The sequence below is a fragment of the Bacillus sp. (in: firmicutes) genome, from assembly GCF_031983925.1.
GTDB lineage: Bacteria > Bacillota > Bacilli > Bacillales > Bacillaceae_G > Bacillus_A > Bacillus_A pacificus.
The window spans coordinates 90,831-106,639 of sequence record NZ_DALYZR010000002.1; the positions used below are offsets into that span (position 1 = coordinate 90,831).

Sequence of the window (15,809 nt, forward strand, 5' to 3'; positions counted from 1 at the left end):
GCGGGATAAAGTGTAAGGAGATTGTGTCGAATGAACAAAAAAAATTTCAAACAAAACAAAGCTACTGATGGCATTGATGTTGAGTTCTCTCGTGAACTCGCTGATCACGATGACTTAGAAGCGAACGCACGTGCAAATGCCGCTGATGCACGTCAAAAACGCCAGTCAACAGAAAAATAAGGAAAGCACAACCTTATTCTTTTCAACAGGGACCTACTACCCAACAAAATAAACCGAGAAACATCTCTCGGTTTATTTTTGATATTTTTTTGTATAATGTGCCAAAGTAAGTAGCGGATAAATTTGGGCATAGCTATGATAACGAATATAAAACCCACCAGGTAAACCTGTTCCAGTAGGATATTTTTCATTCACATAAGGATTCGCAAGCAAATATGAAACGCCTTTTCGAATAGTTGGTGTTTCTTTATCATAGTAAGAAATGAGAGCATCTAACGCCCATGCTGTTTGAGATGGTGTACTAAATGGTAAAGTAACGAATCTTTTCTCCACACTACTTTGGCATGATTCTCCCCATCCACCATCTTCATGCTGTATATGTTCAAGCCATAAAGCTGCTCGTTTCAATGATGGATTGTTAGATGGAATTCCGAGTGACCGTAAACCAGTCATAACAGCCCACGTACCATATATATAACAAATCCCCCATTTCCCATACCAGGATCCATTTCTCTCTTGTACATTCATTAACCAATTTATCGCACTTTGTTTTTGTTTCTTAGGTAATTCATTTTGCGTATATGTCCCGAAAAGCTCTAACACTCTTCCTGTAATATCTGGTGTGGAAGGATCCGTAATCATATCACTTGCATTTTCGATTGGTAAATTCGCTAATAATTTGCTCGTCACACCTTTTTCAAACGCTCCCCAGCCACCATCATTATTTTGTAATCCTTTAATCCAATTGACCCCTTTCTTCCAAGCATTATCTATATTTTCGTTTCCTCTACTCCTTGCCAACGCTCTTAGCACAGCTGTTGTATCATCGACATCTGGAATTGTCGTATTTACATCCGAAAAACCCCAACCACCTGGAGTAAGTGCGAGAGCATGTACGCTCCAATCAGCTTTTTTTGTATGCTGTTTTTTCAATAAATATGTTATTGTCTGTTGAATCATCTTGTGATCTTTCGGAACGTGGGCCTCTTGTAACGCATAGCTGAGTAAAGCTGTATCCCATACGGTCGAAGGAGAGTTTTGCAAGTGACTCCCTCTTTCCATCTTCCATATATAAGATGTTATCCCAGCTATAGCCTTTTGAATCAGTGATGATTGAAGAGAATGCCCTAACGCAAGTAAAGCATAAATCATATAAAACGAGGCAGTTGCGTAACTATATAACGTTCCATTTTCATCAATACGCTCTTTCATGAAACGTTCGACTTCCTCATATCCTTTATGATGTAACGAGAGTGGATACGAGATAATTTGTTTTACATCACTTAATAACGTTTGAAACAACGGAGACCGATCCTCCCGAAACCATTCTCCGCCCCCGCCCGCAATGTGATTTAAATTTGGCAATAACTTTTTCCCTACTCGAAATCTTTTATTTAAACACACCATCATCGGAATTAAATGGATACGTGCTGAGCTACTCAATTCAAATATACTGAGGGGGGAATCATTCTGTAGAAACATGATTGGTGTTGGTAAATGAAAGAGTGAAGGATATTCATATTCTCCATGAATTGCTAATAAAAACTTCGTCATAAAATGAGCACGCGCCACGCCTCCGCGTTCCTTAATAAAATTTTCCGCTCGCTTCATATTCGCATCTTCTTTTGTATATTTTTTCGATGCTAGCAAGGCCGCATAAGATTGAATGGTAGCTGATAAATTACCTCCCACTTCATCTTCATACAATTTCCACGTTCCTTCATTTGTTTGAAGTGATGCTAACCTTTTTACAAACGGTTCTATCTCTTTATCTCTACCTAATAATTTTAATAAAAAAATCATATGGCAATCTGTTAATGGAGCTCCTTCAAAACAAAATCGCCACGTACCATCTTGCCGTTGCATCGTTTGAAGTGCAGTTGCTCTTCTCGCTATTTCTTCATGCGCTTTTTCATATAATAACAAGTTACTCACCCACCCTTTCGAAATCCGTATAACGATATTCAAGAAAGCAGCTGAATATGTATGAATACAAAGAAAAGCAGAACATATAAGATGCTCTGCTCATAAACAATATCCTACTCCGACAATAATCCCTAATAAAGCACCAACTACTACTTCATACGGCGTATGCCCGACAAGCTCATTTAACTTCTTATATTCTGTTTGTCTACCGTGAAAAAACTCATTCAATATTTTCGCCTGTTTACTTACTGCCAGCCTTACTCCTGAAGCGTCATACATAACTATAATGGCAAAAATAGCAGCAATTGCAAATAAAGTACTTTCCACACCTTCCACAACGCCAACACCTGTCGCCAGTGCTGTAACAGTTGAAGCATGAGAACTTGGCATCCCACCTGAAGCGAAAAACTTTGCAAAATCAAATTCACCCGTTTTGAATAATTTAAAGACTACTTTCGTTAATTGTGCTAAAAACCATGAAATTACAGCGGCCATAAGCGGATCGTTATGTAAAATTGTTTCCACGTTCTCAGCTCCCTACTAGCTATAATGGAAATCCTATAGTATCAGTATAAAGAAAAATGCGTAGAAAATACTACGCATTACGATACTTTTGCTGATTTATTTTTTATAAATTTCGGTTGTTTCTGCACTAAGAACTTTGTTTTCGCTACCGAGAATACAACTAATGCAACCCATATACAGAAAAATGCAATCATATGAGTAGATGTGAAATGTTCACCAAATACGAATACACCTAAAATCAAACTAATTGTTGGCGCAATATATTGTAAAAAACCTACCATATAAAGTGGAATAAGTTGGGCTCCTTTTGCAAAATAAAAAAGTGGCAATGCTGTAACAATGCCCGCTCCTATTAATAGTAATGTCGATAACATTGAGATAGAGCCAAATGAGCCGAAACCATGTACTCCTGTCATTACTAGATAAATAATCGCAAACGGTGTCACTAACATCGTTTCCATCGTAAGTCCAATTGTCGCATCATAGTTTAACAATTTTTTTGTTAATCCATATAATCCAAATGAAAGGGCAAGTGATAAAGAAACCCATGGAATAGCCCCGAAACGTACTGTTAAAATAATAACTCCTACTCCAGCTAAACCAACTGCAACGTATTGCCAAAAGTTTAACTTTTCCTTTAAAACGACTGTACCAAGTAAAATACTAATAAGCGGATTAATATAATAGCCAAGACTTGCTTCAATGACATGATTATGATTAACGGCCCATATGTAGACAAACCAGTTTCCGCTAATCAAGACTGAAGCTATTGTTAATGACATTAATAATTTAGGTCGTTTAAAAAGATTCATGAACTCTCCAATAAACTGACGAAATCTCTTCGTAACACCTAATACGATTAACATAAACACGAACGCCCAAACGATGCGGTGTGCTAATATTTCATCTGCTGGGACTTCCTCAACCCATTTCCAATAGATTGGTAGTATTCCCCACATCGTATACGCACCAGCCGCATATATAATCCCTTTTTTTTGCTCTGCTGATTGATTCCCCATCTTCCTTTTTCTCCTCTTCTCATTTTTTCTCCATTATACGTTCCCACGTGCTCACTTTACCAATAATCAATCTGCATTTCTTTCGACATTTCTCATACAACGAATAATAAACATACCGTTATTACAACAAGTAACGGTATGCCGAAAACAAATTTCTTTTTATGAGTTTTATGATGAAACATATACATACCAATCCAAGCTCCAACTGCTCCCCCAGCTGCTGCTGATAAAAACAACGTACTTTCTGGCGTTCTCCACTGTTTCTTCTTCGCTTTTCGTTTATCAAGCCCCATAAGGCTAAAAGCTATAACGTTAATAATAATAAAATAAATCCATTTCATCGCTTTCTCTCCCTATGAAAAATTCGCTTAATGGTAACATGAAAAAATGATGGAAACAACTGAAGAACGCTTTTTATTGATTAGTTACCTTCATATTTACATAGCCAATTAAACAGAAAGATGTTATGGGCAAGATCTTATATTTCATTCCCTTCACCCACTACCATAGCATCGAAAAAACTTCTCTCAATCTCTTTTTCATCAAAATGAAGAACTACGATTAGCCCCACATATAAAGAAACGAAATTTAGAAACCATTCCTCATTATCATCTTTCTTAGCTAAACATTTAAATATCTCTTGAAATTGCATACGCTCGTCTACAGCAATAATCGGTCGCACGCCAAAATATTTCAATACAAGATGTAGGTTTAGCTGCACGGATAATGATAAAATATACTTTAATAGCTCCGTATAATGAGCAACATTTTTTTCACTATATAACTTCACAAGCTCTTGATGTAAAGTAGAAATCGATAATTCTTCTTTAGTCACTTTTGTTGCTTCTATCATTTCAATCATCTTTTTCATATCCATTACATTTACCCCTCCTGTTGCAAAACAAAAGCCAAAGTGTATTTATTTTATAATCAGCAATAATTGAGTATTTCTCGCCTCTCTTTCTTCTTCACTTACTAAGTCATACTTTTTTAAAAGGTGAAATACATCATTTAACATTTCTTGTGAGTGATTACCTTGCAAAAATTTTTTTAACCCTTTAAAAATATCTTCAGATAAAAAAATCTTTTGACTTTCAAGTTTATTCATTACATCTTCAATAGAATGATCGATATTACACGCCATAAAAAATTCCTCCTCTATCCTTTATAAATAATATCTTCTGCTAACGATGTAAACACTTCTCCAACAAGAGAATCTTCATCATATACAGATGAACCGCTATTTTCTTCACGTTTTGCAAAAGGTACTTGTGCGATTACTTCTGTTTGCAATTGTTCTGCTAACATTTCGCCGCCGCCTTTTCCAAACAGATAATTTTTCGATCCATCTTGTTCTTCATAATAAGCCATGTTTTCCACAATCCCTAAAATCTCGTGTTTCGTATGTTTTGCCATTACGCCTACTCTAGATGCTACGAATGAAGCTACATTATGTGGTGTTGTAACAATAATTTCTTTCGCCTGCGGAATCATTGCTGCAACATCAATAGCAACATCTCCTGTACCAGGTGGTAAATCAAGAAGTAAATAATCTAATTCTCCCCAGTGCGTATTCGCAAGGAAATTTTGAATCCATTTATTTAACATCGGTCCGCGCCACATAACCGGATTATTTCCTTCTGTAAAAAATCCCATCGACATGATTTTAACACCGTGACTAATAACTGGAATTACTGTTTGATCAATCATCGTTGGTTTTTGATTCGTTTCCATCATAGCTGGAATGCTAAAACCATATATATCTGCATCTAATATCCCCACTTTTTTGCCCATACGAGCTAAAGCTGTTGCAAGATTAATTGTTACAGTTGATTTTCCGACTCCACCTTTTCCGCTCGTTACAGTAATAAAACGTACTCCTGAATCAGGACGAAGCATGCTCGGCATACCAGTTTCTGTTCTACTATTTTTCTTTAACTTCTCTGTTAAAGCTGCACGTTCTTCACTTGTCATAGAACCGAATGTCAAATCTACTTTAGAGGCACCAATTGCGTGAAGTGATTCTTCAATATCTTGTTGAATTTTTGCTTTTAACGGACAACCTTGAATCGTTAGCACTACTTCAAGTTTAACCTCTGTTCCATTCATTTGTATATTTCTAACCATGTTTAACTCTACAATACTTTTGTGTAATTCTGGATCCTCTACATGTTTTAACGCATTCATTATTTGTTCTTGAGTAATCATAAAACTCATCCCTTCTCGTATTCTAATTTATCCGACTTTAACTACTAATCAGTGGGGGATGAAGAACCCCCCCACTGATTAAAGTTTCACTTTATATACAACATCTTCTTGTCGTTGCAAGAAACACTTATTATCCACCACTAACAGGCGGGATAAATGCGACGATATCTCCAGCTTGTATCATCTCTTCATTCGTTACAAACTCTTCATTAACAGCCACCATCACTCTATCAAGCGATTGTAAACTATAGTTTGCTTTGAGCCATTCTTTTAATTGCTGCACTGTCATTTCTTCTTTTTCTGAAATTACGAATCGATCTAATCCGACTTCCTCACGCAAATTTGCAAACAGTAAAATTGTAATCATTTTCTCATTCTTCCTTCTTCGGTTTTCCTGCTGGATATGGTGTATTTTCAAGTTGATCGCCAATCCACATCGTCCCATCTTCCCAAAATTCTTTTTTCCATATTGGGACGATTCGCTTTATACGTTCAATTGCGTATTCATTCGCTTCATAAGCTACTTTGCGATGCGGTGATGAAACTGCAATGACTACCGCAATATCCATTATTTCTAGCCGGCCTACTCGGTGAGTAATTGCTACTTTTGCATCCGGCCATCTTTCACTAATTTCTTCACCAATTCTCATAAGTTGCTTTACTGCCATCGGTTTATATGCTTCATACTCTAAATGTAGCGTTCGTTTTCCTTTTGTTAATTCTCTCACTGTACCAATAAAAGTTGTAATCGCACCTGCCTCTCTTCTTGCAACTTTATTCGTTACTTCTTCAACTACAATCGGTATATCAACAATCTCAAATAGCACTTGTCCCATTGGAACCACCTCTCACTTTGCGAAATGTCCAAGGCCATTCACTACCTTCGTTATCTTCCAATAAAAGAACATCCACAAACATATCTTTTTTATATCCTCTTGTCCCACCTGGTAATACGATAAAAATATTCGATTCTGCTAATGAAGAGACCGAGCTAGATTTATCAAATCCTGAAGGACAAGCAATTAACTGACCTTCGTTATATGTCAGTTTCGCTCGTACAAATCTTGTAAATGGATTTGGCTTTAGAAAGTCTTCTCCTAATAACGCTTTTTCTCTCTTTACATGTGCTTTTTCACTAAACATATACGTCCGAATACAAGGTCTTACAAATAATTCAAACCCTACGTAACAAGCAGATGGATTTCCTGATAAACCAAATAATAACTTGCCATTTAATTGTGCTACAGTCGTAACACTTCCTGGCCTCATTGCAACTTTATTGAAAAGAACAGATGCACCTAACTCTTCATATATAGCTGGTAAATAATCGTAATCCCCTACTGATACACCGCCTGTTGTAATGAGCATATCTACTTGGCCAAGCGCTTCTTTTACAGCTTTGAAACATGTATGAAAATCATCGCTAAACTTCCCAAAATATTTTACTCTTCCGCCCGCTCTTCGAATTTGAGACAATATCATATACGTATTACTGTTTCGGATTTTCCCTGGCTGTAATGAATCGTTTACGTCCAGTAATTCACTTCCAGTCGCTAATAGTCCAATTACAGGCTTTCTAGCCACCGGTACCTCGCTATACCCAAACGTAGCAAGAAGAGCTGAAATACCTGGATGAATGTATGACCCTTTCTTTGCAAGAACCGTGCCTCTACGAGCATCTTCACCTTGAAAAGAAATATTGTCGCCCGTTTTGAATGATCGCTTCACTTCCATATATTTGTTGCCATCCTCCTCATATTGACGAGTTAGCTCTAACATAACAACCGCATCACACCCATTCGGAATTTGCGCTCCTGTCATAATTCGAACTGCTTGAAATGGACCTACTTTCTCATCGAATAGCGATCCTGCACCGATTTCACCCACTACTTCAAATACACTTGGAGTTTCATAACTTGCTAAATCCGTATCTTTTGCTCTAATAGCAAACCCGTCATACGGTGAACGATTAAATGACGGCACATCATGGTCAGCTACTAAATCCTCTGCTAATATACGTCCATAAGCTAATTCAATAGGTAGTAGCTCCTTTAAGCCGTTATGAGCAAATCCCATCACTTTACGAACAGCCTCTTCAACTGTGATTGGTACTCTTCTTTCCATTGTTGACAACCCTTTCTATTAGCCAAATACGCGATAATATAGTTGTTTCGCTTTCGAAATATCATTTGTGCCATGAATAAAAACACGACCATCCCGAAAAACAACGATGCGGTACTCATCTAATTGGCAAGATAGTAAATACGGATTCCGATCTACTTCCCCCACTTTTTTTAATACTTTTTCTATATCATCAAAATTGTATTTTCTATTGTCTACTGGTCTAATTTGAACTGTATTTCTTCCGCATAAAGCAGCTATCTTCGTTTGGTTTTCATATGATAAATAAGGATAAGTTCGATTCAAACCACATGAGAGACAAGCGTCTGTTTTTATTTTCCCTAGTTTTATAAAATGGTTTTGATTACTCCATATATCAAACATGAAAAATGTTTTTCTAATAGCTGCAAAATCTTCTACTAAAATTTTGAGTGCTTCCGCCACTTGATATGCTGCGACGATTTGTACAGTCGGGCTAATAATTCCAGCTGTATCACACGTCACACCTGTAACTGGAACGTTCTTCAGCACACAATGTAAACACGGTGTCTCTTGGGGAATAATTGTATAACTCATACCGTACGAGCCAACGCAAGAACCATATACCCACGGGATATTATGTTTTTGTGATAAGTCATTTATTATAAATCGGATATCGAAATTATCTGTTGCATCAATGATTACATCGACATTTTCTAATAGCCCTTCCAAGTTTTCTACACATGCATCCATTACGAAAGCATGTATTTGTACTTCCGCATTAAGTTTTTCTAGCCGATTTTTAGCAGCGATTGCTTTTGGCAATTTCTCTCTTGCATCTTGTTCAGAGTACAATTGTTGCCTTTGTAAATTACTCCATTCAACGTAATCACGATCTATAATCGTCAACTTGCCAATACCTGCACGTACGAAACTTTCGGCACTTGCACTTCCTAATGCGCCTACTCCTACAATTAACACATGTTTATTTCGAATTTTTTCTTGCCCTCTACTCCCAATTGGTTTAAACAAATGTTGTCGTGAATACCGCTCAGCCATTACATACCCTTCCTCTCACGAACTCTATTTCATATTAGAATGTTGTTTTTGATAACAAGCAAAGTACGCAAATCCAACAAAACCAGCTCCGCCAATTACATTTCCGATAAAGACAGGAACAAAATTTTTAGCAAGATCCATCCATGTCAGATGACCTGCAAAAATAACTGCTGAGATGACAAACATATTTGCTACCACTTGCTGAAATCCAATCACTACAAATGCCATAATTGGAATCCAAATTCCGATTATTTTTCCGACAAAATCACTCGTCCCATAAGCGAGCCAAAGCGCCAAACAAACGAGCCAATTACACCCAATTGCTAAAATTAAAGTTCTCCCAAATGATTCATGTAACTTTCCTTCTGCTATCGCTACCGTTTTATTTAAATAATCTCCCTCTGTTAATCCGCCAAGATGACCGAAACAATACGCTACGAAAATAGCTCCTACAAAATTCATGAAAGTAATCCAAATCCAGTTATTTAGCACACTAACCAATGTAATTTTCTTTGCATATAGCGCCATAGATAGTGACATCATATTTCCGGTAATTAATTCTCCTCCTGCTAATACGACGAGCATGAGTCCAACAGGAAAAACCGCTCCTCCTAAAACATTCACTAAACTCCCCCAGCGCTCAGGCAAATTACCTAAAACGCGAATGTTAAGTAAAAAACCTAGCGAAATAAACGCTCCTCCTAAAAAACCGAGAATAAGCATTGCTGGCAAGGTCTGACTTACTTTTTGAACACCGGCCTCAATTACAAGCTCAGCAATTTGTTCCGGTTTATGAAATGCCATTACTAATTCCTCCATTTTCTCCAAATAAAAAAGCAGCTTCAAAAAACCTCCTCAAAATAAAGGTTTTTGAATGCTGCTTAATTTCTCTGCACATCTTTTACAGAGAGATCAATCATCACTTTTACTATAAAATAGAAAATCTACAAACGTTGCACATCTTCCATTTTGTATATACTGCATCATAGTGTCACTTATATATATCAACCACCAATATGTGACATTTCAATTTTAGGTGCTCTTTTTTTACTTGTATGACTTAAGCGTTCATCTGAATAACGATCTTCTCGGTTGTTCCATATATCGCTTACGATATCTTTTATTTCTTCATCATTGTATTCAGATCGAAGCAATTCTCTCAAATCATTTTCTTTAGAAGCGAACAAACAAGTGTATAACTTTCCTTCTGCAGAAATACGGGCTCTCGTACATGAGGAGCAGAAGGAATCTGTTACTGATGAAATAATACCTATTTCTTCATCACTTCCAATATAACGATAGCGAGTCGCAACCTCTCCTGCATAATTCGCTTCTATTCGTTCTAATGGCATAACTTGATGAATCGTATCTACTATTTCTTGTTTAGAGACAACCTCTTTTAAATCCCAACCGTTATAATTTCCAACGTCCATATACTCAATAAAACGAAGAATATGTTTATTTTCCTTAAAGTATTGCGCCATCTGCAAGATATCCTGTTCGTTTTTCCCCTTTTGAACGACCATGTTTATTTTAATTTTCATACCGACTTCAGCTGCAGCTTGTATTCCTTCCAGAACCCTTTGTACTTTGCTTCTATTACCATTCAAATAGAAAAACCGCTCTTCTTCTAAGGAATCTAAACTAACTGTCACACGTGATAAACCCGCCTTATATAAATCAGGAGCAAACTTTTTAAGTAACGATCCATTAGTTGTTAAACCGATATCCTCCACACCATTTATTTTATTCAGGCGCTCGATAAGCTGCGGAAGACCTCTTCGAAGTAACGGTTCTCCGCCTGTAATCCGTAATTTTCTAACACCTAAAGAAACGAAAATACGCGTTATCCTTTCAATTTCATCAAAAGATAAAATTTTATCATTAGACAAAAACGAGTAATCCGGACCAAATATTTCTTCTGGCATACAATATCGACAGCGAAAATTACAGCGATCAGTAACTGAAATACGTAAATCCTTTAACGGACGTTGTAGTTTGTCTAATGTGACAGATTTCATATTTATTGCCTCGCTTTTACTTATTTTATATTTAAAACACGCTCCGGATGCGTATATACATTTAAGGATTCATTCCGAATAAACCCTATCGTAGTAATACCTAATTCTTCAGCTAGCTGTAAAGCCAACTCAGTTGGAGCTGATTTTGACAGTATAATTTCACAACCAATTTTTGCAACCTTCAATAGTATTTCCGAAGAAATACGACCACTAAAAACAATGATTTTATCTCTTATAGAAATATTATTTTTTAAGCAATAACCGTAAATTTTATCTAACGCATTATGTCTACCGATATCCATTCGGCTTAAAATAATACCATTCACATTGCACAAAGATGCATTATGAACGCCGCCTGTATGATGAAATGTCTCTGCAGATTGCTGCATTTCTTTCATTAATCGAAAACAGTCTTCTGCAGCAACCTGTACATGAACGCCATTCATTTTCTTTGCGCTTAATGCATCATTTGCAAAAACAAACCCTTGTCTACTCATGCCACAGCATGAAGTAATATAGCGTTTATTTTGCATTTGTTCGTAATACGGATTTACTTTTGTCGTCGTGACATGTACAAATCCTTCTTTCTCTTGTACCCATATGTCATCAATATCTTCATATTTCCGAATAATTCCTTCAGATGCTAGGAAGCCTATTACCATATCTTCTATATATTCTGGAGTACTAACCATTGTAACAAACTCCTGTCCGTTCATTTTAATCGTGACTGGAAACTCTGTTACAATGCTGTCCTCTATATGCTTAAACGCCCCTTGTTCATAACGAAAGATTTCTCTTTCTACCTGTATCGGTTTCACGATCAGTATCCTTCTCTCACGTTATATTTTTATCAAAAACAAATACCGAAACTGCAATATCTTCTTCTACTTTCATATCTGAAAACAAATTCACTAATTTCGCTCCAACAAGTTCCTCCAAATGTTCACGGGAATTCGCAGCATACACTTCTTGAATCATTTTCGTTCTAGCCATATGAACCATTTCCGCACCGTCCATCGTACTTGAAATGAATTTCTCAGTAGGTGTTAAGTTTCCGTAAAGAGTCGCAATCGCCATATTTTCAGCAAAAACAGTATGAATTCGTTCTGGCCCTTTTCCGAAAAGTTCCTTTCGAAGTTTTCGAATCATATCATTAAATTCATGTACTTTTTTTGACATACCATTATACCTCCCAAAAGCCTCATTTTACTTTATTATATATTTTACCAAAATGAGCCTTCCGCCCAAACTATTTCGTACAAACATTTGGGCGAAAGGATTTACCTCGTGAAGGTTACTCGTCTTTTAACCCTTTACCCATACCTTTTAAGAAATGAAGCCCAAATCCGATAGCACGGTTAATGTCTGGATCTTTCAATACTTTCATAAGATCGAATACCCCTACTTTTTTATTACTCTCTAGATGTTCATTACCTTCTTCTAGCCCTACTAATAAACTACCTATAAGCTTTTTCGTAAGTTCCGGATCAAGTTCTGTTAGAGCACCTGCAGCCCCCATCATATTATTAATTAAATTTGTAACCGGCTCACGAGTCACTTGGCCAAGAACAATCTTTGCGATTGGTTCTTTCGCCTTTAGCATAGAATTTGCAGCTTCTAACATGCCAATATCATTCAATTCCCCTACAATGTTAAACATTTGATTTAGAGCGTCTTCATTATTAGCTAGAAGCTCTTTTAAATCATCTAATTTTTTCTGTTTTATTTCTTCCTCAGTTAATTCTTGTTTTTGAATCATTTTTATAGGTGCAGCCATATTTTTCTCCTCCTACTTATCCGTTAAATGCACATACCCTGGACGTGCCCACTTACGATGTACCTCAATGCCAGCTTGAGGGTGACGTTTTTTATTACGCGGATTCGCTTTTGGCATCGGATTTTCACCCTCAACTTCCAGCACTTCCATACGCACTTTCGTCTGTTTATAAGCAGGTGTGTTCGTACGCGTATCAACGGCAGGACCTGTTAAGAAATTAATTGCTGTTTCATTATCTGTAGAGTTCATCGGTAAATATAACTCATTCGCTTTTACACGATCTGTTACAAGTGCACGTAATTTTAACGCTCCAAACGGAGAGACAAGACGGACTAATGAACCAGTTTTCACTCCACGTTCTTTTGCAAGTGCTGGAGAAACTTCGACGAAAACGCCAGGCACTTTCGTTTGAATACCTGTTGATTTATTTGTCATATTCCCTTCATGGAAGTGCTCAAGCATACGACCATTGTTAATATGAAGGTCGAACTCAGCTGGGAATTCAGCTGGGCGCACCCAGTCAGCAATCGCAAAACGAGCTTTTTTATCTGGGAAGTTAAATCCATCTTGGAAAAGTAATGGTGTATTCGTGCCGTCAAAACTTCCCCAAAGGAAACTATTCCATCCTTCCAGTACTTCATAGTTTGCTTGTGAGAATAGTGGTGATAAACTTGCCATTTCAGCAAAGATTTCACTTGGATGGCTATAATTCCAGTTTGCACCTAATTTATTCGCAACTTCCTGCACGATCCACCAGTCTGGCTTCGCATCTCCAAGCGTAGGAAGAACTTGATATAGTCTTTGAACACGACGCTCTGTATTTGTGAAAGTACCTTCTTTTTCAAGAGATGGCGCTGCTGGTAATACAACATCTGCATATTGAGCCGTTTTAGATAAGAAAACATCTTGCACAACGAAGAAATCAAGGCTTGATAATACTTCATGTACATGATTTGCATTAGAGTCTACAAGAGCCATGTCTTCTCCGACAAGATACATAGCTTTCATTTTCCCTTCGTCAATCGCGTGAAGCATTTCAATATTATTCAGACCTGGTTCACTATTAATTTTCACTCCGTAAGCCATTTCAAATTTCGCACGTTCCATATCGTTCGTAACGTGCTGATATCCAGGAAGCCATCCTGGTAAAGTACCCATATCACAAGCACCTTGTACGTTATTATGACCTCGAAGCGGATATGCACCAGCGCCTGGACGACGATAATTACCTGTTGCAAGTAGTAAGTTTGAAATCGCAGCGGAAGTATCAGATCCACCTGTATTTTGCGTTACCCCCATTCCCCAAAGGATACATGTACCATCTGCATCACGAATCATTTCAGCCATTTGAATCAGTGTTTCTTTTGAAATACCAGTCATTTCTTCTGCATATTCAAGTGTATATGCTGTAAGGCTCTCTTTGAAATCTTCAAAGAAATTTACATTCTCATCAATAAATCGTTGATCGTGCCAGCCTTGATCAATCATATATTTCGTAACAGCCATTAACCATACTTGATCTGTTCCTTGTTTTGGACTAATAAAGACATCTGAACGCTCTGCCATTTCTGTTTTACGAAGATCAGCCACAATTAATTTTTGTCCGTGTAATTTATGTGCACGTTTAATACGTGTAGCTAAAACAGGATGACCTTCTGTCGGATTACAACCTACAATAATAACAAGACCAGATTGTGCAATATCTTTAATCGTTCCAGCATCTCCGCCCATACCAATTGTCCGGAATAATCCGTCTGTCGCTGGTGATTGACAATAACGTGAGCAGTTATCAATATTATTCGTTTCAAATACTTGTCGAGCTAATTTTTGAATCACATAATTGTCTTCATTCGTAATTTTAGATGAAGAAATAAAACCGATAGCATCTTTTCCGTACTCTTCTTTAATCGCTCCTAATTTACTTGCAACTACATTCAATGCTTCTTCCCATGTAGATTCAACAAACGTTCCATTTTTACGAATTAAAGGTTTCGTAATTCGTTCTTTAGAATTTACGAAGTCCCAACCAAATTTTCCTTTTACACAAGTAGAAATTGCGTTAACTGGCGCATCAGAAGAAGGTTGTACTTTAAGAATTTTACGTCCTTTCGTCCACACTTCAAATGAACACCCTACGCCACAAAATGTACATACTGTTTTCGTTTTCTTCGTGCGAGTATCACGCATGGCCGCTTCCACTTCTGATACCGCAAAAATACCGCTATATCCAGGCTCAACTTCTTTAATTAAATCTACCATTGGTTCAAGAATATCTGGTTTTAATCCCGTCATAAATCCAGCTTCACCGAGCATCGTTTTTTCCATTAAAGCGTTACAAGGGCAAATCGTTACACATTGACCACAGCTCACGCATGAAGAATCATTAATATTTACTCCTTCATCCCAAATCACTCGTGGTCGCTCCGCTTCCCAGTCTATCGATAACGTTTCATTTACTTGTAAGTTTTGACACACCTCAACGCATTGACCACATGCAATACATTGATTCGGGTCATAGCGATAAAACGGATGCGTCATATCAACTTCACTTACATCTACTTTCGGTTCATAAGGATATTTTTGATGTTCGATTTCCATTAATTCTGCTGTATTATGCAGTTTACAGTTCCCATTGTTGTTGTCACATACTGTACAGTATAATAAATGATTTTCTAATAACCGATCCATCGCCTCTGTTTGTGCTTCTTTCGCACGAGTAGAGTTACGTTCAATGTTCATACCTTCTGTCGCTACTGTCGAACAAGAGCGCATTAACTTTCCGTCAACTTCTACAATACAAGTGTCACATGTTTGAATAGGATCTACTTCTGGCACGTAACAAATTTGCGGATGTTCAATCCCGTTCTCGTTCATAACACCCAATATCGTTGAACCGGGCTCCGCTGTATACTTTTTTCCGTCAATTGTAATATGAACCATGTTGTTATTCATGGTCTTTCCCCCTTTTTGAGAATAAAAAAAACTCCACCACGA

Annotated in this window: 18 protein-coding genes; 1 reads left to right on the plus strand and 17 read right to left on the minus strand. The window is 37.3% G+C overall.

Annotated features, from left to right (window positions below; genetic code table 11):
- Positions 1 to 30 precede the first annotated feature (30 nt).
- Complete coding sequence (locus RTP99_RS06660; RefSeq protein WP_001035807.1) at positions 31 to 180, plus strand: YfhD family protein; 150 nt, start codon at positions 31 to 33, stop codon at positions 178 to 180.
- Between the two features lie 72 nt (positions 181 to 252).
- On the opposite strand, the gene RTP99_RS06665 is transcribed toward RTP99_RS06660, so the two are convergent.
- The 17 genes from RTP99_RS06665 to fdhF form a co-directional block, all read right to left on the minus strand.
- Entirely contained in the window at positions 253 to 2,106 is a 1,854-nt protein-coding gene (locus RTP99_RS06665; RefSeq protein WP_000928119.1) for a terpene cyclase/mutase family protein, read from the minus strand.
- Positions 2,107 to 2,205: 99 nt separating this feature from the next.
- On the minus strand, positions 2,206 to 2,631 hold the full coding sequence (locus RTP99_RS06670) for a divergent PAP2 family protein (protein WP_000447815.1): 426 nt from the start codon (positions 2,629 to 2,631) through the stop codon (positions 2,206 to 2,208).
- 77 nt (positions 2,632 to 2,708) lie between these two features.
- Positions 2,709 to 3,650, minus strand: a complete 942-nt coding sequence (gene rarD, locus RTP99_RS06675; RefSeq protein WP_000528116.1) for an EamA family transporter RarD — start codon at positions 3,648 to 3,650, stop codon at positions 2,709 to 2,711.
- A 92-nt stretch (positions 3,651 to 3,742) separates the two neighbouring features.
- Positions 3,743 to 3,991, minus strand: a complete 249-nt coding sequence (locus tag RTP99_RS06680) for a DUF1294 domain-containing protein (protein WP_000871327.1) — start codon at positions 3,989 to 3,991, stop codon at positions 3,743 to 3,745.
- A gap of 137 nt (positions 3,992 to 4,128) precedes the next feature.
- Complete coding sequence (locus RTP99_RS06685) at positions 4,129 to 4,527, minus strand: hypothetical protein (protein ID WP_000367286.1); 399 nt, start codon at positions 4,525 to 4,527, stop codon at positions 4,129 to 4,131.
- A gap of 42 nt (positions 4,528 to 4,569) precedes the next feature.
- Positions 4,570 to 4,794 carry a hypothetical protein gene (locus RTP99_RS06690; RefSeq protein WP_000752372.1) on the minus strand — a complete coding sequence of 75 codons (225 nt, stop codon included), beginning with the start codon at positions 4,792 to 4,794 and terminating at the stop codon, positions 4,570 to 4,572.
- Positions 4,795 to 4,808: 14 nt separating this feature from the next.
- The gene (locus RTP99_RS06695; protein WP_000632625.1) at positions 4,809 to 5,858 is read right to left on the minus strand and encodes a P-loop NTPase; all 1,050 of its coding nucleotides are present in this window, start codon (positions 5,856 to 5,858) and stop codon (positions 4,809 to 4,811) included.
- Between the two features lie 130 nt (positions 5,859 to 5,988).
- Positions 5,989 to 6,225, minus strand: coding sequence for a molybdopterin converting factor subunit 1 (gene moaD / locus RTP99_RS06700; RefSeq protein ID WP_000628475.1), 237 nt, complete (start codon positions 6,223 to 6,225; stop codon positions 5,989 to 5,991).
- A 4-nt stretch (positions 6,226 to 6,229) separates the two neighbouring features.
- Positions 6,230 to 6,694 carry a molybdopterin synthase catalytic subunit MoaE gene (gene moaE / locus RTP99_RS06705; RefSeq protein WP_000531876.1) on the minus strand — a complete coding sequence of 155 codons (465 nt, stop codon included), beginning with the start codon at positions 6,692 to 6,694 and terminating at the stop codon, positions 6,230 to 6,232.
- Entirely contained in the window at positions 6,675 to 7,982 is a 1,308-nt protein-coding gene (gene moeA, locus RTP99_RS06710) for a molybdopterin molybdotransferase MoeA (protein ID WP_000442211.1), read from the minus strand. Before moeA ends, moaE begins: the two co-directional genes overlap by 20 nt.
- A gap of 18 nt (positions 7,983 to 8,000) precedes the next feature.
- Complete coding sequence (locus RTP99_RS06715; protein WP_000840941.1) at positions 8,001 to 9,017, minus strand: molybdopterin-synthase adenylyltransferase MoeB; 1,017 nt, start codon at positions 9,015 to 9,017, stop codon at positions 8,001 to 8,003.
- 24 nt (positions 9,018 to 9,041) lie between these two features.
- Positions 9,042 to 9,821: a formate channel gene (locus RTP99_RS06720; RefSeq protein ID WP_000864003.1), complete on the minus strand. Its 780-nt coding sequence runs from the start codon at positions 9,819 to 9,821 to the stop codon at positions 9,042 to 9,044.
- Positions 9,822 to 10,021: 200 nt separating this feature from the next.
- A complete protein-coding gene (gene moaA / locus RTP99_RS06725) occupies positions 10,022 to 11,038 on the minus strand; it encodes a GTP 3',8-cyclase MoaA (RefSeq protein WP_000844149.1) in 1,017 nt (338 codons plus the stop codon).
- Between the two features lie 20 nt (positions 11,039 to 11,058).
- Positions 11,059 to 11,856: a formate dehydrogenase accessory sulfurtransferase FdhD gene (gene fdhD, locus RTP99_RS06730; RefSeq protein WP_000802679.1), complete on the minus strand. Its 798-nt coding sequence runs from the start codon at positions 11,854 to 11,856 to the stop codon at positions 11,059 to 11,061.
- Positions 11,857 to 11,872: 16 nt separating this feature from the next.
- Positions 11,873 to 12,217, minus strand: a complete 345-nt coding sequence (locus tag RTP99_RS06735; RefSeq protein WP_000039582.1) for a Na-translocating system protein MpsC family protein — start codon at positions 12,215 to 12,217, stop codon at positions 11,873 to 11,875.
- 115 nt (positions 12,218 to 12,332) lie between these two features.
- A complete protein-coding gene (locus RTP99_RS06740; RefSeq protein ID WP_000729887.1) occupies positions 12,333 to 12,815 on the minus strand; it encodes a helical membrane plugin domain-containing protein in 483 nt (160 codons plus the stop codon).
- Between the two features lie 12 nt (positions 12,816 to 12,827).
- Positions 12,828 to 15,767 (minus strand): formate dehydrogenase subunit alpha, encoded by a 2,940-nt coding sequence (gene fdhF / locus RTP99_RS06745; RefSeq protein ID WP_001063662.1) that lies wholly within the window; start codon positions 15,765 to 15,767, stop codon positions 12,828 to 12,830.
- Positions 15,768 to 15,809 lie beyond the last annotated feature (42 nt).